The sequence below is a fragment of the Paenibacillus sp. GbtcB18 genome (assembly GCF_019091125.1).
GTDB classification, from domain to species: domain Bacteria; phylum Bacillota; class Bacilli; order Paenibacillales; family NBRC-103111; genus Paenibacillus_F; species Paenibacillus_F chitinolyticus.
Genome location: NZ_JAGXJX010000003.1, coordinates 202,657 through 222,746 on the forward strand (window position 1 = coordinate 202,657; position 20,090 = coordinate 222,746).

Consider the following 20,090-nt stretch of genomic DNA (forward strand, 5'->3'; position numbering starts at 1 on the left):
AGTGCTTTTTTCGTCTTAGCCGCTGATTTTGTCAGTCCTTTGGAAACTCACCATTCACAAAATTGTTCCTCGATCAGCGCCTCGAATGAATCCGCTATCAACTCCGTCTCCCCGGTATCGTGATCACAGATAACAACCTGTCCCGACTGATTGATTAGAATCGGATTACCGGAACCATCCATGGAGATGACATAGCCGGTTCGCAAAACCTCTGCAATGGGAAGCTCCTTGAATTGCTCCCGGAACTCCAGCGTCAAATCGACAACCGTTTCATTTCCGAGACTGGAGCCATTTGAGAATGCATGAACCGCAAGACCTGCGTACGCTCCCCCAAACGTCCGGATAAAATGCGAGTAGTCCTCATGAAAGCTTACATTCAGCTGCTGCTCTGCATGAGCAATTTCCTCCTGGCTCGCCGGACTGCCTACCAGTGTGCTATTATCTTTCCGTTGAAGGAAAGCCTTTAATCTCTCTAGTAACGCATCCTTCATGAGGAAATCCTCCCACCCTACATCTTATACGATCAAATAGGACATAAATTGAACTGCTTTCGTTGGACGATTCAGATAAGGATAACTAATGTTTCCCGTTAGCATACCTTCTGGAAACAATTCGTCAAAGTTGCACACTAATTTCTATAACAAAGGTAACCAAACAAACTACAAATACATATAGATGCCTATAGAGTTTTTAATGACTATGTACTTGTTCGGTGCGACTGTCGTGTCAATGCTGAACTTTTTTAGAAAACAACTTCACTATCTTCCCTGAACAGGTTGCAAACATTTCCGCAAGCTTATGCTGCGAGGGAGGTAAGTAATTTGCCGTTTAAACCACATCCCAATCATACTGCTATTGTAATCACAGACCCACAAAATGATTTTATGAGTCCTGGGGGAAGAGGCTATCATCTGACTAAAGGAACGATTGAACGAAACAATACCTTACAAAACCTTGAACTATTAATGAGAACTGCCATGAATAAGGGATACCAACTTTTCATATCGCCCCATTATTTATACCCTCATGATTATGGCTGGCAATTTACAGGAAATGAACAAAATATGCTATTAGGTCTTAGAATGTATCAAGTGGCAAATGCGTACACACCACCGTCATTTGGAGCTGATTTTGTTCATTCTTTCAAACCTTATATTTTTGATAGAAGAACCGTCATTGCAACTCCTCACAAGGTTGCCAGCCCACAAACAAATGACTTGGAATATCAGTTGCGACAACATAGAAAAGAGAAGATAATTATTGCAGGGGTGCTTTCCAACATTTGTGTAGAGTCCCATATGAGGCATCTAATCGAAACTGGTTTTGAAACAGCTGTTGTATACGATGCCACCGCAACAATTAGTGAAGAGGATTTTCAAGCTGCCGTTACCAATTATAAAGCATTTGCCAGTGCTACTTGGACGACACAGGAGGCTATTTCAAAATTATAAATCATCCCCAATGGTAATTTCCTATAGTTGAGATGGGACCCCCCTTCTCCATAATTTTACCTAATTTCTTCCAAGTGATCAATTTAGTCTAACACAGCCGGGATGATATAATCCTTAATCAGTGTCCACCTGTCCCGGGGATGAGCGACGAATTCGGATGCAATTGCGATGACCAGGTCTTTTTCCGGGATGCAGCAAATGACATTTCCCCCGTCCCCTAGTGCCGAGTAAGCATAGACCCCGTCCTCTTCGCGCAGCCACCATAAATAACCGTAATTATTGCCGTTCATTGCCGTGGATTCGTTCACCCATGCCTTGGAAATAATCTGACGATGATTCCATACGCCACCGTTCAAATATAGAAGACCGAAACGCGCCATGTCACGAGGAGATAGCGTAAGTCCCCATCCTCCAGTGGAATTCCGGTTCGGGTCTTGTACCCATCCTCTTACCTTCTCCCCGAACAAGTCCTCAAATCCGAACGATTTCATTTCATAATCGGGAATTTCTTTCATGCCGATAAGGTTAAATAACCGTTCGTTGGCGAACTCACGGGCACTTTTTCCCGTACTGCGGGTAATGATGGCCGACAGCAGGTGCGCCCCTGCGGTGGAATACTTAAACGTTCCGATTTCCCCTTCTTGCCCCAGCATATCCAGCGTATACTTGACCCAGTCGGGCTGCATGCACATCTTGTCCAGCGGTTCGTGCCAATCCGCGAATGAATACGGTGCCATCATGGTGAGAAGATGGCGCAAGGTGATTTCCCGTTTCCGGCTATCGGCGGCATCGGGAGCATAGTCAGGGAAGAAATCCAGAACCTTCTGGTCCACATGTTTAATGAAACCTGCATCTATGGCAATGCCAATGAGGGCGGACAGGATACTTTTCGTTACGGATGCCACGTGATGCGTATTGTCAGGTCCGCAGCCGTTGTAATAACTCTCGTGAGCGATAGCTCCGTTCCTCACTATAACCACACCGTTTATGTTGCCGTACTCGGATTGGATGACAGGTTCAAGCTCTGCAAGCTTTTCAGCGTCCATTCTTAAGAGCGCCGGGTCTGCGGCTTGCCATTCTGCAGTCGGCCAGTAAGTTGTTATCATCATAAATGCCTCCCCAAGGATAATGTCAGGTCTTTCGGCTATTTTTTCTTTACGGGAAAATAAACCTCGGTCACAATATCGCCGGAATCTTCGGCTTGAGAAGGATCGGTTATATACACTTCGTAAGGCGATCTTATCACTTTGTATCCTTCATTCTCGATCCATTCCATCAGTCTGGCGTAAACCGGGGTCAATTCTGAATAGGCACCCTGAAGAACGGATTTCGCGCAAAGCCCTCCGGGCAAATCCCGTGTTCCCTTTACGAACTCTCCTACAGGGATGGCAAACTCCGTATCATTTCCGGCAGGATTGTATTCGGAGCTGTGATAAATAGTCATGGGCTTGCCAAGCAGAGTGAGTTTTTCAACCGCGATTTTTTCATACAGTTTGCCAAAATAATTCTCATATCCCCGAACTAAGTCATCCCGGCTCATCATTTGACGCGTATACAAGATATTCACGGGCTCTGTTTCAACCAGCTCCACTTCTATCCGGTCAAGGTGGGACAGAATGGGTATGCCCTTCCGCACGTTTAGAATATCCGTGCTTATCTGGTTTAAGGTGTATTCAAAAGCGGTCAGCTTATCCTGCATTTCCTTTCGCTTGCGAGTAAGTGCGGAACAAAGCTTTTCTTCCGATTGATCTCCTTCCAATTCCAGCATGGCTTTGATTTCATCCAGAGAAAAATGATAAGATTTCAACCGGTTGATCAAAAGCATTTTTTTAAGCTGCCGGATGGAGTAATACCGATACCCGTTCTCAGGGTTAATCTCATCCGGATGGATTAAACCGATCTCATCATAATATCGGAGTGTTTTTGTAGACACTTCGCAAATTTTCGAAAACTCCCCAATCGACAGCAAGAGGTCACCTCCTTTATCCTGTTTTTTTATGTCACATAGGGTAACTTTCCTTGCTTTGTTCACCTTCAATGTACAGCTTCCCCTAGGGGCAAAGTCAACCGCAAAACGATTCGGCATTGGCTGTTCATGCCGCCTCTTGATCCCCGAATACGGCAGCAATGCCGAAGTCGCAAGGCCGGCGTTCAGCTTCTAGGCCGTCAGGCTCAGCCTGCAGCCTTCGATCTTTACATGTTTACCAAAAGATTGCATAATGATCTATTATACCGTATATCCATTTATGTCCTATACTCATCCGAAGGAGAGTGTAAGTTGTGCGTGAAACCTGTGTTCCCTCCGGCGTGGCACTAAAAGACACCGGTTTTGGCTATACGTTGTCTTTAATAAGCGGTAAATATAAAATGATTATTCTGTATTGGCTGGCTGAGAACAAGGTGATGCGGCATAATGAGCTCAAGCGAAGTATCGGAAGCATTTCTTTTAAAACTCTAAGCGTCATGTTAAAAGAAATGGAAGCGGACGGGCTTATCCTGCGCAAGGAATTCCCCCAAGTTCCTCCGAAAGTCGAGTATTCCTTATCGGAACGCGGCCTTTCTCTCCTTCCGCTGCTGAACATGATGTGCGCGTGGGGCGAAAGTAATTTGCCCGCTCCCCAGGCTGTACAGCGGTAGGCATCAGCTATTGGTTTGAAAGAAAAGAAGTATCTCCCGAACAAGGAAATACTTCTTTTTTATCGTTACATGTCATTGTCTATTACAGATGATCAATAAAACTCACATAATCTTGTGCGCTTTTATCCAAATCGTTTGTGGGCGGTTCATTTTCCGCACCGGGTACGTTTTCACCAGGCTCGGTTTCTGTACCGTAATACGCAAAGAACGAACGATAGTCCGCATGGCAGTAGAGGAAGGTGGTTTCAAAAGGGGATAGTAAATGTTCCAGCGTATAGCGGTATCTCCCCTCTTCCCTATAGTCCTCCTCTTTAATCCCGGCAGAAACCGCTAAAGCCGCTTTGCGATTCTTTAATTTGTCGCCGTTAGAACCATAGGCCCAGCCATAAGCAAGAACATCGTCGAGCCATTTCTTAAGGAGTGGCGGACAATTAAACCAATACACAGGAAATTGCAGGACAAGGCTGCCGTGCGATTCAATCAGCTGCTGTTCTCTCTTCGCGTCTATGTTTCCGTCGGGATAAACCTTATGCAAGTCGTGTACCGTATATTTTTCCGGGTATTTTTCGAGTTCTTCTACCCATCGTTTATTGATGACGGACGTTTCCAGGCTCGGGTGTGTAACGATAACAAGAGTTTTCAGAGTGTTTTCCTCCTAACGGTGGTTGTACTTCTTGAGTATAAAATCCAAACCTCATCTATGTAAGTACGCACTTTTAGTACAGGTACTTACAAAAAGGTGAGTGCGCCGTGTTCTATAGCGTCCGTTCCCGTTGTTAAACCAAAAAACCTTACCCGTCTTTATTAAGAGGGGTAAGGTTTTTTGTTAACGGTTTGAACATGACTTCCGCTTAGGTTAAGGCGTTGGCGTGCCGCCGTTAGCGTTAAGGGTTTCTCCGCTGATATAGCTGGATTCCTGACTGGCCAAGAAGACAAAGGCCGGAGCCATCTCGGCAGGCTGTCCCGGACGGCCAAGCGGCGTGTTCGTACCGAATGCAGCCAGCTTCTCTGTCGGTTGTCCTCCCGCCACTTGCAGGGGGGTCCATACGGGGCCCGGCGCCACCACATTTACCCGGATGCCCTTGCTCGCCACCTGCTGTGCGAGGGCTTTGCTGAACGTATTAATCGCCGATTTCGTTGTCGCATAATCCAAAAGAATCGGAGACGGTTTATACGCTTGAATGGAGGACGTGTTAATAATGGAGCCGCCCGGCTTCATATGTCTGATCGCAGCTTTGCAAAGCCAGAAGAGAGAATACACATTGGTCTTAAAAGTGGCATCGAATTGTTCGGTCGTCAGATCCGCAATGTTCTCCACGAACTGCTGTTTGCCGGCCACATTGGCAAGAATATCGATTCCGCCCAGCTTGTCTACCGCGGTCGCAATCAGGTTCTCGCAGTATTGCTCGTCCTTCAGATCGCCGGGAAAGGCAATGGCTTTACGTCCGGCTTCTTCGATCAGTTTGACGACCTCCTGCGCATCCGCCTCTTCCTCCGGCAAGTAGGACAGCAGCACGTCAGCACCTTCACGGGCGAAGGCAATCGCCGCCGCGCGGCCGATTCCGCTGTCGGCTCCTGTCACCACTGCTTTGCGTCCGGTTAATCGTCCGGTTCCGCGGTAGCTTGACTCCCCTGCATCGGGCACGGGGGTCATTTTCTTTTGGAGACCGGGCTCAGGCTGTTGTTGCTTCCATTCAGGTGTCGGCTTCGGATATTGAGCCGTTGGATCTTGCACTTTATATTGATCTTGTTCAGGCATAGTGAAGTCCTCCTCCTGGTTCTATCTGTATCAATCGGGTTGCTGAAAAAGTCACTGACACTTCTCTTTGTAACCAGGATCGGGAGCATTTAAACGGTCCCCTCAAGGAATACTCTCGTACGAAAATAAAAAAAATCCGCGGGTTCGCGGATTTCCGAATTTATTTTTTTTACCTTTAAGGCTAGTTATGACTGAACCATGAACTCAATAACCGGATATGAAACCACATGCCGGTCACGGTATGTAAGGGCAACAAGATCTTCTTTGGAACTCAAAATTCCATGCTGTAAAATGGCGGCCTTGAACCCGCGTTCAATTGCTCCATTGTATGTAAATAAGACGCAATTCCCGGCGTCAAAGCCTGCTATTACAACAAAGCCAATCTGTCGGTCAAGCAAAATTTGTTCCAATTCGGTTTGCCAGAAAGCATTGGAGAACATCTTCTTCACGATAAGATCGTCTTTCTCCACTTGGATCTCGGGGATGAACCCGAGACGTTCCGGGCTGATCGTCCCGGCCTCTTCTACATCCTGGATATGAATGACCGGATGTCCGCCGGAACGAACAATTTGAGCGGTATGATTAATATACTCGCTTGCGGTTGACACCGGACGGTCTTGCAGGAATTCAACTTGCATATCGACGATTAAAAGTGCAATGTTCATTGCTTCACTTCCTCGCATACAGGGGTATTTTTACTTCACTATACCAAAACGAGGCAAAGAAGGATAGATGTTCTTGTCCGGTGCTAAAGACAAGAACATCCTTCCTTGTCATAAAACAGATTGGCTCTAAGCGGATCTAACCATGCGTGCCGCCTTTGGCGGCCTATAATTTTGCGGGGGATTATCCCTTTGTCTGCATTTGAATGTGCCGGGCAACCCGTTCTCCCAGTTCCGCCGACGCTTGGTACAGGTAGCTTAAGACGATACTTTGCGTTCCTTGGGATATGCCGGCAAGATCGGCGGAAAGGTTCTCCGCCAAATGCTCTTGCTGTACAGGAGGCAGAGCGCGATAGTACTCGCCGGCCTGTGTAAAATTATCCGGTTTGGGCAGATCGGACCGCATGAGACGGCCCTCCACATATCTGCCGTTACCACTGGTCACAAGGGAATCGGGCGACCAATTTTGTTGATGATTGACAGGAATTTTACGGAAATCCGCCCCTAACCGCCGGCGCTGAGAATCCCAGTAAATATTCGCCCGGCCTTGCAGCAGCTTATCGTCCGACAGCTCAGCTCCATCCAAGAGATTGGACGGCGAGAATGCTATTTTCTCCACCTGATCCATATAGTTGTCCGGGTTGCGGTTCAGTACCAGCCGGCCTACCGGCCGCAAAGGATATTGCCTCTCGTCCCAAACCTTCGTATCATCCAGCGGATCAAAAGGAAGATTGGCTTCGTCGTCCGGGTTCATAAGCTGTACATGCAGCCCGTATTCAACGCTTTTGCCCGCTGCCAGGGTATCAAATAAATCTTTGCCTGCAAAATCCGGATTCTCGCTCAACCGGGCCGCTTCACGACGGTCTATAACCTGCACGCCGGCAAACGGTATCCAGTGGTATTTTACATAGGTGCGGACGCCCCGTGCGTTTCTCCATACATAGGTGTTTACACTATGACCCGGAATGTGACGATAGCTCTTGACCGTGCCCGCGTCCGAGTAGAGCCTGACCAGGAAATGAGTGGATTCGGGCGCTCTGGCAACGAAGCCCCATAACCGTTCCGGATCGCTCAGGTTATTTACCGGCGAGGGCGAAAAGGCTTGAACGAACTCCGGAAAACGAATGGCGTCTCGCACGGAAAATACGGGGATATGATTGCACAGCAAATCAAAAACACCTTGTTCCGTGTAAAACTTGGTGGAAAAACCGCGCACATTTCGGGAGGTGTCGGGGGTGCCTTTGTTGCTTACGGCAAGGGAAAACCTAACGGTGACGGGAATCTGCTGGCCGGGATTTTGTAAAAAGCAGAGCTTGGTGTAGGCGGCCATGGAATGGACGGTCTGAAAGTAACCGAAGGCACCGGAGCCTTTCACGTGCACCGGCCTTTCGATCATTTTTGTATGTACGAAGGTTTCCAGTGTTTCGTGTAAAAGATTGTCCTGCTCAAGCACCGGACCTCTTTCGCCTATCGTCTGTGAATGCAACACTTCGGGTGTGTTCCCCGCCCATTGCGAACGGTTGCGACCTGTTGGGGGATCTTCTTTCGGTACATGCTGCGCAGCAGGTTTTTGCGAAGAACCGCTGCGCGAAGATGCCGCATCTGATTGAAACCGTCCATTATTTGCTTCCATATTCATCGTCCCTCCCACACGTCCATTTTTCCGGCTACCTTATTGTATATGTGGAGCTTCGGAACATTTATACCCCCGTGCCATATCCGGAAAATGCAGTGACATCATTTTACTGTCGAGACTTGAGATTCAAACTGTAGTGAGACTCAAGGTGGCGCGGCCAGGCTTCGGTAACATGGCATATACAGCTACCCAAAAAAAGATCACTCCTTTGCGAGGAGTGATCTTCTTCTTTAATAGTATGGATCTTAAAACTGACTGGCCGCGTGATCGGCCGACTGTTCTATTGAATCGATTCCAGGTGCTCGCCCAGACGATCCCACGTTTGGGTGATGCCTTGCAGCATGCCCATATCCAGCACCTGCTTCAAGCCCTCGGCCGTTGCGTATTCGCCTCTGCTGATGACTTTGGTGCCGCCTTCGACTTCGATGAACGTCAGCGTGCAGACCGTGGCCGGCATCGTTTCCGCAATGTTGCCTTCCGCGTCGGAGAAATAGTCCGTGTACACGATCTTCTCCGGTGCCTGGATCTCGCTGTATACCGATTTGCCCCACGATTCCATACCGTAGAAGTCGCCCTGATTTTTGTCCTCGCATTTCATGCAATAATGCCAAACGCCGCCGACACGGAAATCCATGCTGCATACCGGAATGCTCCAACCTCTCGGCCCCCACCAGTGCTTCAGATGCTCGGCCTGTGTGAAGGCCTCGAACACCAGCTCGCGGGGAGCTTTGAATACGCGCTCCAGCGTCAGTGTTTTGTCTTCCACCTTGGAAATCATCGGATTTGTCATTGTAAATTCCTCCTCAATAGTTGGGTTCTCTTCCATCAGTCTTGCCGATCTTCCCCGGTTTCCCGGCCCTGCAGCTTCTGCAAATAGTCGTCCAGACGGTCGAATCGTTCCTCCCAGATGACGCGATAGCTTTGGAGCCATTCATCCAGTTCCCGGAAAGGTTCCGGCTGAAGGCTGTAGATTCGCCGATTCGCATCCGCCTGTGACTTAACAAGACCCGCTTCGCTCAGAACACGCAAATGCTTCGATGCCTGAGGCTGGCGCATCTGCAGCCGCTCCGCAATTTCACCTACCGTGAGCGGGCAGTCTCGGAGCAGATCCAATATCAGCAGCCGGTTGGGCTCGGCAAGAGCACTCATGACGCGAGCGTCCATCGTCACCATCCATTCTCTGCCGGTCTTGTAAGGATGTGTCCGGAGTCGTTGTTCGGATTTCTTTTCCTTGCTGAAACCAATATACCATATCAGGAATATTCCTGTAAAGGAATATTTATATTCGCTTATAGCATCCTCATCCCTGCCGGATGACCGCCTCTAACATCGTTACGTTTCGTAAAGACTGAAGTGTATTTTTATGCGATGATCGGCGATTTTTCCCAAACTCAAGGTCGATTCTGACGATTCGTTCGATTTTATCTTATTCAGCTTACGAATAGTTTCTGTTTTCTGGATGCGTGCTATAATTTACCTGAGGAGGTTAGGGTATAGATGGACTCTATCGACATGAAAATCATCCGGTTGCTTGAAGAGGACGGGAGACTTTCCCATGAAGAGATAAGCAAGTGTCTTCACATTTCCCGTCCGGCGGTTCATCAGCGGGTCGCGAAGCTTGAAAAAAGCGGAATTATTAAAGGGTATCGCGGCATCGTAGATTGGAGTCGATTGGAACAAAAAATCAAAGCTTATATTTATGTCAAAATCAAGTGTCTAAATTTTAGAGAGATTTCGGATAAAATCGTGGCTCTCCAGGTCAGTGATGTTACTATCCTGGAATGTCAACGGCTTGCGGGGGAATGGTGCATGATGCTTAAAGTGCGGGTATCCGCCCCTGAGCATATTACCAATTTGATCGATGAAATGGTTAAGATTCACGAGGTTCAGGAAACCTCCACGACTTTCATTTTGTCTACCGTGTATGAAAATGGGCGAAAAGGAAATTGAGCCCGCCCTATCCTTAGTGTTTTTGATTAGACAGGAAGGAGCAAGACGATGAAACAGCCTGCGGGGACAAATCTTACTCAGGCGGGAACTTCTAAATTTCTCGGTACTGCAGCCGCTTTGATGTCGGTTTATTTGTTCTGGGGCGGGACCTACCTCGGAATGAAAGTCGCGATTGAAACGATCCCGCCTTTTACGATGGGAGGAGTTCGTTTTCTGAGTGCCGGGTTAATCTTGTACGTGCTGGCGCGATTGGCAGGGCAAAAACGCCCCAACGCCAAAGAATGGAAAAGTGCAGGAATTACAGGCGCCTTGCTGCTGCTCGGCGGAAACGGGGTCGTGGCTTGGGCCGAACAGCGTGTCCCTTCCGCCATTGCCTCTCTGCTGGTCGCTACCGTTCCTTTATGGATGCTGGTATTCGGTTGGATGGGCCGCAGCCGAAATAAGCCTTCAGCAGGTATCGTGACAGGCCTGTTACTTGGTTTCGCGGGAATTGTCATTCTGGTCGTCCATCCCGGTTCGTCTTCAGGCGGAAATCTGGATATGCTGGGGATCGTCTCTCTCCTGCTCGCATCCGTCTCCTGGTCAATCGGTTCTTTGTATTCCCGCAAAGCCAAGCTTCCCGAATCGCCGCTGCTGTCTACCGCTCTCCAAATGATTATCGGAGGAGCTTTGCTTTTAATCACTGCGCTTGTCCTGGGGGAATGGTCCGGATTACAGCCGAGTACAATCACCCTTCATTCTTATGCGGCCCTCGGATATTTGATCGCGTTCGGTTCTATTGTCAGTTATACGGCCTACATCTGGCTGTTAAAACATGCGGAACCCGTGCTGGTTTCCACTTATGCCTTTGTCAATCCCGTTGTTGCCGTATTTCTGGGGTGGTTCCTGGCCGGCGAACGGCTGTCCCCCAATTCGCTGACGGCCGCTGTCTTCATTATAGCCGCGGTTGTCGTGATTACGCTCTCCCGAAAAGGCAAAAGCACGAGAAAACCGCCCGGCCGGTCGGCATCCGTTACCAGCCGCGACTGAACGGCATTTTATACAATTGCGCCAAAAAAACAAGCCATTCCCTTCGTCCGATCTAGAAGAATGGCTTGTTTTCTTATGTATAACAACAATCCTCCCCTTGTGAAAAAACCATGGGCTTTCGTCTAGAACCGGATAGGCTATAGCACAATACTATAAGGTATCATGCTTCCAAAATAATCATAATGAGGATGGATTCAATATGCCAAACCAAAATTTACAAACAAAAAACCAAAGCCTCAACACGGATAATTATGATTTTTTCGAGGTTGTGGAGCAGGTTACTGCATACCGCTGGAACCCAGAGGCTTACTCTTATACAGAAGAGCCTCGTCCACCCGTAAAGATCTGTTATAAGAACGGACCGGGCGGTATAAAGATACCCTACTCATGTCCCGACGGCCAAGAGCAAGGAGCTCCGAAAGGACGTTATGAAAAAACACTTTTTTCGTTTGAATATCCCGAATTCAAGGCTGCGACCTGTGTAACAGGATGGACTTGGGTCCCTTGTCCCACTTGGAGTAATCCTGGACGCACATGCAAGCAAGAGATAAAATTACCCTGCACCCAAACCAGAAAAAGCCGATTTCGCGTCTATGCCGAAGCCACTTATCCAGAGACATTAGAGGAAGCCGTGAAAAGAGAAATTGAAAGGTGTCATTTGATAGCGGCCGGATTAGCTGCTAATGTTGTATATAGTGCGGCCACGGCATCAAGTGTTGTAGGGCCTCAAGCAACCATAACTGCCGCCATTGGTTCTATACCTGCTGCTCTGCAGGTGTATCTTAAATCTTTCCTGGAGTGCTTAGAAGGACTGAATATATCCGATGCTTTGCGAAGACAAATAAAAGGAGATATTAAGCATGCGACAAACAAAATATCTGACTGGCGTGTAAGTAATGCAGGCTTAATAGCCTATACCTCCAATAATATAGATCCATACTATGGTTAATAAGCTGCTGCGGTGTTTCGGGGAAAATATCCCGAAACTTAATAAGGTTACGGTTTAATAAAACGACAGGCCCGACGAGATTAGGGTTTGTCGTTTTTTGATGAATAAAATGTACAAACAGCGCTCGCATCCATGGAGAAAATAGTCGTCTAATTTAGAAGTTTACTAATCTGATAGGTTATCATCCAATCAATTGATAGAAGCCGTTCATATCCTATAGCAGAACTAGCGAAAGGAGAGGAATGTGTATGCCATTTTCTACAGGTGTAATTACTAATACGAGAGACTTCGGTACCGCATCTTCTAACATTGTTGTAAACGTCAGAAACTTGGATACCACAAACCCGGTAACCGTTACGCTGCAGATATTCGCTTCTGTAAACTCTACTACATTCTACACGGCCTATCTGATAACATATGTGGTTCCTGCAAATTCTTATAATGTCAGACAATTTTTTATTGCCGGGAACGTCGCTTATGAAGTTCAAATTAACACGGCTTCCGTTGTAACTCCCAATGCGTTGGTCTCTGTGTTCGGTATCGACGGATTTGGAAACCTTGTCACGGATCAACGTATTCTTCAATCCGAATTAAGCTTTATTCCGTCACTTAGTCCGATCATGTAAATAGGCTTTCATAATAAGTGCCGTAATTTCAAAATACATTCTTCACATTCACTTGTGAAGGATGTACATAAAAAAGATCACCTTATTTACGTGATCTTTTTACGTCTGACGCTATAGCGTCTCATCGAACTGGGAACGCCTTTAATCTCAAGAATACCGTTATAAATCAACTGCCTTACCCGGTATTCAAAATAAGCGTCCCCGATAAATTGCTCACAATAGCCCATCGCTTCTCCAATCAAACGGGCTGCTTTCAAATAACCATGATCAGAGGCCGGTCTTAGCTTGTCCAGCTTGTCCAGCAAGTACATGTCATAATAATCATCGGGCACCTCAGCCACGGCTCCATCCCGCCAAATTCGAAGGGTTCCGCTTTGCTTCGAAATTGTTTGCCATTCCCGCTCCAACCGTGTCCTATCCTCATCTCTCAGGCAGCTGTTATCCTTCATTCGGACAAGCGCCGCTTGCAGTTTGTCTGACGGAATCTCTCCCGAATGCCTGTAGCTGATCACGGCACCCGGACGATTATCAAGCTCGTCACAGATTGTGCAAGCATCATAAAGCGCTAAAGAATTGGACCGCCCGCTTAGCAAACGGATCGCATGCAGCATGCCCGTCTGCTCGCATGCGTTGCGGCTGGTCCAGACAATTACCTTCGCCTGTTCCGGAATTTTGTTGACCTTATCCAGTAACTGAGTGTAATCCTCTTCCGGGTCATCGCAAACTTCACATGCTTCCGTTATATGGTCCTGAAACCAGTCCCACCTTGCCTTCCATCCTTCGTATAAATCCAAGCCGCGAACCGGTCCAATGGCGTAGTTCTCGCTCAGCGTAATCAACTTGTGAGTGCCCGACCAGTTGAGCTGGCTCAGAGCCACTCTTAAGCTGCCCGCAAAAGAATCGCCTACAACAAAATGGACATGGGTACAGGTCGGAGCCGGATCCCAGGCCGTCCTTTTTTCTGCGGATTCCATTAATTCGTCATACAGCTCAATGAGTTCGGAAACCGCTTTATCTTGCGGCGCTTCCCGCTCTTTCAGCTTCCTGATTTGTTCCAAAGCAAATCCCAGATAAATCTTCGTGCCTTGATTCCCCAAACGATCCATTACCCTGGCGATCCCCGGCCTACCTCCCATTTCTCTCAACCCTCTCTTTCCCTTTACAAGTATCTAGAATAACTTTAACAAGATCGACAAAATCACAGCAGCTGTAGGACCAATCACCGCAAACCCGATAAAAACGGCTAAAAATTTATAAGGGGTGGATAATCCTTTTGCTGCGGTTAAATGATCGATCTTTTCGTTTAAGATTCTCAGTTCTCTTAATATCTCTTTGTTGGTCTCATCATTCATACCACATCGCCTCTTTCCTATGTAACTAAAAAATAATCCGCTTACTTATTTTACCACAACAGGGATTTTAGTCGCTTGTATCTCGATTTGAATTGTACGATGCCGTGAAGGATGAGAAGTAAGCCTAGTTAGAACCGCTTGGCAGGATTAACAGAAATCCAAGCAGGATAATCATCATAAATAAATACCGTTCAAATTTATCAGCCGAAATTCGCTTATTCAAAAGAACGCCAAGTCCGGTAGCTGCGAGAATAGCCGGTAAAGAGTACCCGTACAAAACAAATGCGTCCAACGTCCATAACCCGCCAAGCGCATGTCCTGTCACAACGAGCAAGCCGGATATAAGAAAATGAGCCTGCAGCGTTCCCCGGAAGCGATCCGGATTCCAGCGCCGCAAGGTCCCGTAAACAACGACCGGCACGCCGTTAAAATTATAAGCGCTGCCAAGAACTCCGGAAGCAAAACCGAACGGCAAAACCCATCCTCGGCTGTTAAGCAAGGGCCGCCCGATTTTCCGGGAGAGTAATTTCTTCAATAAGGAATAGCAGCCGAACATGATTAAGAAAAGACCAAGTGCGGAAGTAATCACGATAGCGGGAATGAGGTGAAGCATAATAAGCCCGCAAGGAATACCGATTACGGTGGAAACAGCCAATCGAATCAGGACAGGACGTTCAACATGGCGCCAACCGCTGAACACGGTCAACAAAGCAACGGTCAGTCCCGCCAAACCGATCAGGGCAACCGACGTTTGCAGAGGCACCGGCAGCAGGGCGAGCAAAGGCATGCTCACGATCGCCTCTCCGAAGCCGAACATAGATTTCATGAAGGCGCCGACAAAAACCGCAGCAACTACCAGCACGATCAGAGAGAGTGTCATAGTTCCCTCCCGCCGCCTAAGTAAGACCGCCCGTTCAACGAATTTGCATCAACAAGTAGATAACGCAAAGAACCCCTCCTTTTTATACAGGTCTATATAATATCACACTATACGCCGGTATAAAACACGATTTCTAGCGCGTTTCATGGGGTCTATGTGCGTTCCTAAGGCCATCGAACAAGATCCTATACATAAATTTATTATGAAGGATTTAAACATACATATCGAGCTTCTGATAGGGTGCTGAATTTACGAAATGTTCTGTTTGCAGCCGCGTGTTTCTCCTTCATCGGAAAACGATACATGTCTTTAAATTGAGAAAAGAACATGTATCGTTAATCAATCATCCATTTTGTCTTAGCCGTTTTTGTAATCCATAATGCGGTAATACATCGTTTTATCCTTCAGTTTAAGGAAATGAGAACTGGCCGGATAAAGATTAGCTTCAATAATTCCGATACGTCCTTTCCGGTTTATTCCGACGTCCAGTCCATATATACGGTGTCCCGGAAAATATGCGCTTAATCTTTTCGCCGAACGTATGGAAACACGATCAATATGGGACTCTAACGCACTGGCGGACAAGTGCCGAACGGAAGATCGTCTAATGCCGGATTTAAAACGGTGCAATGTCCCCTTACTCCGTGTATGGTTGGAAACGATATAACCTTTGCCTGCAACTTTGATCACCTTTCCTGTGACTACCCATTCAGATGAGTACATTCTCCGTTGAATGATAACTCTCATATCAAAAGGGCGTTTGTTGATGGTAGGACGGGTAATTCTGCGTTGAACCATGTAACTGGCATACCCGATTTTTCTTCTAATATAACGATACGTATTAGTTCGACCCCGAATTATAATTTTTCTATTCTCGTAATGTACGGCGTACTTATGATTTCCTTTCCATGAGACTTGAATGACCCCCCGTCCACGGCTCCCCCACACCGGCTTCACGATAACATGCCTGTACTTGGAGAGAAGTTTCGAAAAATTATACCGGGTCAGGAGCCTCGTTTTGAGTACGTATCGTTTTAGAGATGCATGCCTTCTCAATATCAAATATTTGTACCACTTATTTCTTGTATTCGATCCCATAGGACTCCACCTTTCTCATCCGCATTTTAGACTACTGAGATAGCGTTCAAGCAGTTCCAAAAACAACTCCATTTCCTTGTACGTTATATCGCCTATATTGGCAATCCGGAACGTATTTAGTTTCGTGAGTTTGCCGGGATAGATCATAATGCCGTTGCTGTAAAAATAATCATGCATAGATTGAAAGTTATAGCCCGCACATTGAGGTTCGAGAATGGAAGTGATGATTTTGGAATGATGCTCTTCGGGGACGATATAGGTCAGACCCAGTCGGGCTAACCCGTTAATTAAGGTTTTCCAGGATATCGCGTAGCGTTCGTACCTTTTATCTACTCCCTCCTGCTTTAATTCCTCAATCGCTTGTCTAAGCGCATATAAGGTTTGGACCGGAGGAGTGAACCGCATCTGCCCATGCTCCGCAAAATAGTTGTATTGAGCATATAAATTCAAGTAATAACTCCTTGGTTTCTGTCCTTTCAAATTCTCCAATTTATTTTTTTCGGCTATCACGAACGATACCCCGGCCATTCCCTGTATGTTTTTGTTGGAGCTAGCCGCCAGGTAGGCAATGTTCATTTCCTTTAATTGAATCGGAATGGCCGCAAATGAACTCATGGCATCTACAATCATGTCGATTTGATACCTTTTGCATAATTCTCCGATATCCTTTATCTTGTTAAGCAGACCGGTTGTCGTCTCATGATGTACGACCGCCAGATGGGAGATGGTTCGTTGGGAGGATTGGATGTGTCTTTCCAAATCAGTCAAATCAATAGCATCATCGGGAGGACTCTTGTATTCAAAATAGTTCACTCCGTAAACCTCCGCTATCTCGCACATCCGTTTTCCGTAGGCTCCATTGTTGATAATGACTACCGTATCGTGATTCGGCACCGAACTGAGGATGGATTCTACCGCCGCCGTACCCGATCCGCCAAACAAAACGGTCGCATAATGATCCGGGTCTGCAACCAGCCGGGTAAGTTCCGTGGAAATATACGCCATAATTTGACCGAACTCGGCTTCGCGAGGACAAATATCCGGAACCACCTGCGACCGTTTCACACTATCTGTAGTCGTTGCCGGACCAGGGGTAAGTAAGATGTTTTTTTTGACGGAGGAATTCATGAACCGCCCACTTCCTTATCCTTCTAAGAATCGTTATGAATAAAACGCTGCAGACGTTCCTTTACTTCGTGAGGCTTCATATGCGGACGAGCAAGCTGATCCTTGGAATGTTTGGATATTCTCAGGAGCACGAACGTAAGACCTTTGTTCACTTTCCATTCTTGTAAAAAAGCTTGCAGTTCCTCGAGACTGTGAGCGTGAACCGAGTTCGTATACCCGCAGGAGGCGGCAATATCTATAAAATGAATGGAATGGGATACCGTACTTTGCCCGCCTGTTGATTCATGGGCGTTGTTATCGAGCAGAATATGAATCATGTTGGCCGGATGATAATACGCGTTGGTTGCCAGGCTTCCCATACGCATCAGGAGAGAACCGTCTCCGTCAATGACGACGATATCTTTGTTTGGTTGACTCAAAGCCAAACCGAGTCCAAGGGAACTGATGCATCCCATAGAACCTACCATGTACAGGTTGTTGTCCGCATCTTCGATTTCATACAATTCGCGTCCGGTTTTACCCGTTGTCGCGAGCTGAACGGTATTGCCGTCTTTCATGGAGTTAATCGCGGATAACGCCTCATACCGTGTTGGCATTTGATGATCCGTATGAGCATGCTGGCGGATCTGATTTAATTGAATGGAGGTTGGCTGATCTCGCAGCTGCACTTTGTCAAAAGTGCCTTTCTTAACGACAAAAAAGAACGGGCGATTCCGGCCAATGTGCTCGTCAGCCTGAATCAGTTGCTTTTTTGCCTCCTCAAAATCTTTGGAAAGATACTGCCATTCCACATCCATCAAATCCAGCATTTGCGTTGTAATCCGGCCCATTAGTTCATGCTGAGGTTCGTCGGGTATGCCCGGCTCTCCGCGCAGACTGACAAATCCGAGCAGCGGAATACGAAAAGGGTAATTAAGAGAGGTGAGTGGCGAAACAGCGTTGGTCAGTCCTGAATTTTGCATAAGGACTACCGACTTCTTCCCCCCTACATAAGCTCCCGATGCAATAGCGACGGCATCTCCTTCGTTAGCCGCTGCAACATAATCGCACTCGTTTATGGCATAATTGATCAAATTTTTTAAAAAGGAACAAGGAACACCGCTGAAAAAGGAATAACCTAATTTTTTCAACTCTTCTCCAAACAATTTGGTGTCCATTATGCATGCTCACCCGAATCCGGTTCTGACGACGGAAGGTATTGCTGTTCCGCAGCTTCCAGCTCTTCGGCCCCTTGAAGTCTGAATACTTCTTCCAGGGGTGCGACGTCTTTTTCGACATGAACCAGGCTTTGATCCCGGTAAATTCGATCGGACAAGTGTTTCATGGCTTGAATGGATGCCCTCAAATTATGGTTTGCCCAGATCACCAGGCTAATCCCCATCTCCTGAAACCTCACGGTTGGGGTCGTATAGTATTTGGTAGGCACGATCACGACCGGCAATCTTCCGGCCCATTCCTTCATGAACGCTTCAATCTCTGCGACATCCGATCTTTTGCTGTGTATGAATACGGCATCGGCTCCTGCTTTCCGGTACGCTTCCGCCCGCTGCAGCGCCACATTAAGCCCTTTCCCCGTAATAAATGCTTCGACTCTGGCCACCACCGTAAAATTCTCATCCGTTTGGGTATCTTTCATCGCCTTAATTTTTCCGGAAAACTCTTCAATATCAGCCAAAGACTGTTCTTGACCGTTAATAAAAGAATTCGTTTTGGGGAATTGCTTATCTTCAATGCATACTCCCGCAATATGACGCTGCTCCAGCTTCTTCACTAGCCGTCTTGCGTTATTAAAGTTGCCGTACCCCGTATCTCCGTCCAGCAAAATCGGGATGGAGGTAGCATCACTCATGAATTCCAAAACATCCAAAACTTGTGTCCAGGAGGCCTCATTGTTATCCCTTACTCCCATCGCTGCGGAAATGGATAACCCGCTGGCCCAGATTCCTTTAAAACCCGCCTCCTCCACTATTTTGGCCGACAGACCATTATGGGCTTCCATAATAAACTCCGGTTTTTGTGAATGGATCAAGTCTCTAAGCTGCTTTGTTTTTTTCATTGGAATGCTCTCCTTCTCCCCCTAGAGTAACGTGCATGAAACCTACTTTCGAATAAGACGCTTGTTTCTTCGGATGGTGTTGATCATCGTACGATCGGAAAGTTGGGTAAATAACATATGTCCCGGGCGCGAATTGGCTTCAATAATCCAAATACGGCCTTTTTTATCTATGGCAATGTCAACCCCCAATTCGCGAACCGGGTGCCGCTTATTAACCGTTTTGGCTATGGTGATGCACAGTTTGGAAATTTTGCGCAAATAAGTTTTCACTTTTGTGCGATTGTGCTTAAAAAGACTGTAAAGTGCCCGATTCAAAGATACTGCATGCCCTCCTTTAAGATAATTTGTCACATACTTACGCGGTGCCGCGACACGAGCGACGACGCCGGATATAACCCATTTCCCCCGCGGCTTCTGTAAGTAAATCCGGATGTCAAAAATCGCCCCGTGGTACTTGGCTAACCGAAGTCCTCTCTGTACCAAATACTGACGTCCGGGATTCCGGTATGACTTAATGGCTTTAAAGAGAAAACGAGATCGAACAACCTTACGTCTTGAAGCACTACGAACCTCGTACCGTTTTTTCAATCTCTTGACCCGGATAATCCCGCTGCCGCCACTCCCGTGATTAGGTTTTATGAAGACCGATGAATAGGTTTTCAGCATTCGCTTGGTCCTCGATTTCGTAAACCACCGGGTTTTAGGTAAATGCGGACGCAAAACGGGATGTTTCAACATGACTTTGTACTTTTTCATTTTTCCAACCGCCATTGGTCATCCCTCTCGTTTAAATGTTTTGTAAAGCATGCTGTAAGCATATGCATCCGAATTTCCGCCTGCGTGGACCTCTGCCACGGTTTGAAATCAAGATTCATTT

23 protein-coding genes are annotated in these 20,090 nt (G+C 47.1%); 6 read left to right on the forward strand and 17 right to left on the reverse strand.

Annotated features, from left to right (window positions below; all coding sequences use genetic code 11):
- Window positions 1–47: 47 nt before the first annotated feature.
- Window positions 48–491 (reverse strand): SMI1/KNR4 family protein, encoded by a 444-nt coding sequence (locus KVT34_RS11375; protein WP_217558731.1) that lies wholly within the window; start codon window positions 489–491, stop codon window positions 48–50.
- Window positions 492–821: 330 nt separating this feature from the next.
- Between KVT34_RS11375 and KVT34_RS11380 the strand changes: the two genes are divergently transcribed.
- The gene (locus KVT34_RS11380) at window positions 822–1,451 is read left to right on the forward strand and encodes a cysteine hydrolase family protein (RefSeq protein WP_217558732.1); all 630 of its coding nucleotides are present in this window, start codon (window positions 822–824) and stop codon (window positions 1,449–1,451) included.
- 83 nt (window positions 1,452–1,534) lie between these two features.
- On the opposite strand, the gene KVT34_RS11385 is transcribed toward KVT34_RS11380, so the two are convergent.
- Both KVT34_RS11385 and KVT34_RS11390 read right to left on the reverse strand, forming a co-directional pair.
- Window positions 1,535–2,557, reverse strand: a complete 1,023-nt coding sequence (locus tag KVT34_RS11385; protein ID WP_217559281.1) for a serine hydrolase domain-containing protein — start codon at window positions 2,555–2,557, stop codon at window positions 1,535–1,537.
- 38 nt (window positions 2,558–2,595) lie between these two features.
- A complete protein-coding gene (locus KVT34_RS11390) occupies window positions 2,596–3,420 on the reverse strand; it encodes a MerR family transcriptional regulator (RefSeq protein WP_217558733.1) in 825 nt (274 codons plus the stop codon).
- Between the two features lie 311 nt (window positions 3,421–3,731).
- Here KVT34_RS11390 and KVT34_RS11395 point away from each other — a divergent pair, with 311 nt between their 5' ends.
- Window positions 3,732–4,088: a winged helix-turn-helix transcriptional regulator gene (locus tag KVT34_RS11395; protein ID WP_217558734.1), complete on the forward strand. Its 357-nt coding sequence runs from the start codon at window positions 3,732–3,734 to the stop codon at window positions 4,086–4,088.
- Window positions 4,089–4,170: 82 nt separating this feature from the next.
- Here the strand turns inward: KVT34_RS11395 and KVT34_RS11400 are convergent, their stop codons facing one another.
- The 6 genes from KVT34_RS11400 to KVT34_RS11425 form a co-directional block, all read right to left on the reverse strand.
- Window positions 4,171–4,731 carry an NAD(P)H-dependent oxidoreductase gene (locus tag KVT34_RS11400; protein ID WP_217559282.1) on the reverse strand — a complete coding sequence of 187 codons (561 nt, stop codon included), beginning with the start codon at window positions 4,729–4,731 and terminating at the stop codon, window positions 4,171–4,173.
- A 213-nt stretch (window positions 4,732–4,944) separates the two neighbouring features.
- Window positions 4,945–5,847, reverse strand: coding sequence for an SDR family oxidoreductase (locus KVT34_RS11405; protein WP_217558735.1), 903 nt, complete (start codon window positions 5,845–5,847; stop codon window positions 4,945–4,947).
- A gap of 185 nt (window positions 5,848–6,032) precedes the next feature.
- Window positions 6,033–6,512, reverse strand: coding sequence for a cysteine hydrolase family protein (locus KVT34_RS11410; RefSeq protein WP_217558736.1), 480 nt, complete (start codon window positions 6,510–6,512; stop codon window positions 6,033–6,035).
- Between the two features lie 181 nt (window positions 6,513–6,693).
- On the reverse strand, window positions 6,694–8,142 hold the full coding sequence (locus KVT34_RS11415; RefSeq protein WP_217558737.1) for a catalase: 1,449 nt from the start codon (window positions 8,140–8,142) through the stop codon (window positions 6,694–6,696).
- A 283-nt stretch (window positions 8,143–8,425) separates the two neighbouring features.
- Window positions 8,426–8,935, reverse strand: coding sequence for an SRPBCC family protein (locus KVT34_RS11420; RefSeq protein WP_217558738.1), 510 nt, complete (start codon window positions 8,933–8,935; stop codon window positions 8,426–8,428).
- Between the two features lie 35 nt (window positions 8,936–8,970).
- Window positions 8,971–9,309, reverse strand: a complete 339-nt coding sequence (locus KVT34_RS11425) for an ArsR/SmtB family transcription factor (RefSeq protein ID WP_217558740.1) — start codon at window positions 9,307–9,309, stop codon at window positions 8,971–8,973.
- Between the two features lie 333 nt (window positions 9,310–9,642).
- On the opposite strand from KVT34_RS11425, the gene KVT34_RS11430 reads away from it, so the two are divergent.
- The 4 genes from KVT34_RS11430 (at window position 9,643) to KVT34_RS11445 (ending at window position 12,699) form a co-directional block, all read left to right on the forward strand.
- Window positions 9,643–10,095, forward strand: a complete 453-nt coding sequence (locus tag KVT34_RS11430) for an Lrp/AsnC family transcriptional regulator (RefSeq protein WP_217558742.1) — start codon at window positions 9,643–9,645, stop codon at window positions 10,093–10,095.
- Window positions 10,096–10,143: 48 nt separating this feature from the next.
- Window positions 10,144–11,124 carry a drug/metabolite exporter YedA gene (gene yedA, locus KVT34_RS11435; RefSeq protein ID WP_217558743.1) on the forward strand — a complete coding sequence of 327 codons (981 nt, stop codon included), beginning with the start codon at window positions 10,144–10,146 and terminating at the stop codon, window positions 11,122–11,124.
- Between the two features lie 199 nt (window positions 11,125–11,323).
- A complete protein-coding gene (locus tag KVT34_RS11440; protein ID WP_217558744.1) occupies window positions 11,324–12,073 on the forward strand; it encodes a hypothetical protein in 750 nt (249 codons plus the stop codon).
- A 248-nt stretch (window positions 12,074–12,321) separates the two neighbouring features.
- Window positions 12,322–12,699, forward strand: coding sequence for a hypothetical protein (locus KVT34_RS11445; RefSeq protein WP_217558745.1), 378 nt, complete (start codon window positions 12,322–12,324; stop codon window positions 12,697–12,699).
- Window positions 12,700–12,785: 86 nt separating this feature from the next.
- Here the strand turns inward: KVT34_RS11445 and KVT34_RS11450 are convergent, their stop codons facing one another.
- The 8 genes from KVT34_RS11450 to KVT34_RS11485 all read right to left on the reverse strand — a co-directional run bounded on the left by KVT34_RS11450 (window position 12,786) and on the right by KVT34_RS11485 (window position 19,984).
- Window positions 12,786–13,805, reverse strand: a complete 1,020-nt coding sequence (locus KVT34_RS11450) for a DUF1835 domain-containing protein (RefSeq protein WP_254634781.1) — start codon at window positions 13,803–13,805, stop codon at window positions 12,786–12,788.
- Window positions 13,806–13,868: 63 nt separating this feature from the next.
- The gene (locus tag KVT34_RS11455; RefSeq protein WP_217558746.1) at window positions 13,869–14,051 is read right to left on the reverse strand and encodes a hypothetical protein; all 183 of its coding nucleotides are present in this window, start codon (window positions 14,049–14,051) and stop codon (window positions 13,869–13,871) included.
- A 124-nt stretch (window positions 14,052–14,175) separates the two neighbouring features.
- Complete coding sequence (locus KVT34_RS11460) at window positions 14,176–14,931, reverse strand: sulfite exporter TauE/SafE family protein (protein WP_217558747.1); 756 nt, start codon at window positions 14,929–14,931, stop codon at window positions 14,176–14,178.
- 357 nt (window positions 14,932–15,288) lie between these two features.
- Window positions 15,289–16,029 (reverse strand): YheC/YheD family protein, encoded by a 741-nt coding sequence (locus tag KVT34_RS11465; RefSeq protein ID WP_217558748.1) that lies wholly within the window; start codon window positions 16,027–16,029, stop codon window positions 15,289–15,291.
- Between the two features lie 15 nt (window positions 16,030–16,044).
- The gene (locus KVT34_RS11470; RefSeq protein ID WP_217558750.1) at window positions 16,045–17,157 is read right to left on the reverse strand and encodes a 2-aminoethylphosphonate aminotransferase; all 1,113 of its coding nucleotides are present in this window, start codon (window positions 17,155–17,157) and stop codon (window positions 16,045–16,047) included.
- A 23-nt stretch (window positions 17,158–17,180) separates the two neighbouring features.
- The gene (gene aepY / locus KVT34_RS11475) at window positions 17,181–18,314 is read right to left on the reverse strand and encodes a phosphonopyruvate decarboxylase (protein ID WP_217558751.1); all 1,134 of its coding nucleotides are present in this window, start codon (window positions 18,312–18,314) and stop codon (window positions 17,181–17,183) included.
- Window positions 18,314–19,213, reverse strand: a complete 900-nt coding sequence (gene aepX / locus KVT34_RS11480; RefSeq protein ID WP_217558752.1) for a phosphoenolpyruvate mutase — start codon at window positions 19,211–19,213, stop codon at window positions 18,314–18,316. The genes aepY and aepX overlap by 1 nt, the downstream gene beginning before the upstream one ends.
- A gap of 42 nt (window positions 19,214–19,255) precedes the next feature.
- Window positions 19,256–19,984, reverse strand: coding sequence for a YheC/YheD family protein (locus tag KVT34_RS11485; protein ID WP_217558753.1), 729 nt, complete (start codon window positions 19,982–19,984; stop codon window positions 19,256–19,258).
- Between the last annotated feature and the right edge of the window lie 106 nt (window positions 19,985–20,090).

Bases quoted from the DNA above. Each gene is read 5' to 3' on its own strand.
- KVT34_RS11430 (WP_217558742.1), top strand. From the start codon at position 9,643: ATGGACTCTATCGACATGAAAATCATCCGGTTGCTTGAAGAGGACGGG.
- KVT34_RS11460 (WP_217558747.1), bottom strand. From the start codon at position 14,931: ATGACACTCTCTCTGATCGTGCTGGTAGTTGCTGCGGTTTTTGTCGGC.
- KVT34_RS11440 (WP_217558744.1), top strand. From the start codon at position 11,324: ATGCCAAACCAAAATTTACAAACAAAAAACCAAAGCCTCAACACGGAT.
- KVT34_RS11455 (WP_217558746.1), bottom strand. From the start codon at position 14,051: ATGAATGATGAGACCAACAAAGAGATATTAAGAGAACTGAGAATCTTA.
- KVT34_RS11420 (WP_217558738.1), bottom strand. From the start codon at position 8,935: ATGACAAATCCGATGATTTCCAAGGTGGAAGACAAAACACTGACGCTG.
- KVT34_RS11410 (WP_217558736.1), bottom strand. From the start codon at position 6,512: ATGAACATTGCACTTTTAATCGTCGATATGCAAGTTGAATTCCTGCAA.
- KVT34_RS11425 (WP_217558740.1), bottom strand. From the start codon at position 9,309: ATGGACGCTCGCGTCATGAGTGCTCTTGCCGAGCCCAACCGGCTGCTG.
- KVT34_RS11415 (WP_217558737.1), bottom strand. From the start codon at position 8,142: ATGGAAGCAAATAATGGACGGTTTCAATCAGATGCGGCATCTTCGCGC.
- KVT34_RS11445 (WP_217558745.1), top strand. From the start codon at position 12,322: ATGCCATTTTCTACAGGTGTAATTACTAATACGAGAGACTTCGGTACC.
- KVT34_RS11465 (WP_217558748.1), bottom strand. From the start codon at position 16,029: ATGGGATCGAATACAAGAAATAAGTGGTACAAATATTTGATATTGAGA.
- aepY (WP_217558751.1), bottom strand. From the start codon at position 18,314: ATGGACACCAAATTGTTTGGAGAAGAGTTGAAAAAATTAGGTTATTCC.
- KVT34_RS11375 (WP_217558731.1), bottom strand. From the start codon at position 491: ATGAAGGATGCGTTACTAGAGAGATTAAAGGCTTTCCTTCAACGGAAA.
- KVT34_RS11470 (WP_217558750.1), bottom strand. From the start codon at position 17,157: ATGAATTCCTCCGTCAAAAAAAACATCTTACTTACCCCTGGTCCGGCA.
- aepX (WP_217558752.1), bottom strand. From the start codon at position 19,213: ATGAAAAAAACAAAGCAGCTTAGAGACTTGATCCATTCACAAAAACCG.
- KVT34_RS11450 (WP_254634781.1), bottom strand. From the start codon at position 13,805: ATGGATCGTTTGGGGAATCAAGGCACGAAGATTTATCTGGGATTTGCT.
- KVT34_RS11385 (WP_217559281.1), bottom strand. From the start codon at position 2,557: ATGATAACAACTTACTGGCCGACTGCAGAATGGCAAGCCGCAGACCCG.
- yedA (WP_217558743.1), top strand. From the start codon at position 10,144: ATGAAACAGCCTGCGGGGACAAATCTTACTCAGGCGGGAACTTCTAAA.
- KVT34_RS11405 (WP_217558735.1), bottom strand. From the start codon at position 5,847: ATGCCTGAACAAGATCAATATAAAGTGCAAGATCCAACGGCTCAATAT.
- KVT34_RS11485 (WP_217558753.1), bottom strand. From the start codon at position 19,984: ATGGCGGTTGGAAAAATGAAAAAGTACAAAGTCATGTTGAAACATCCC.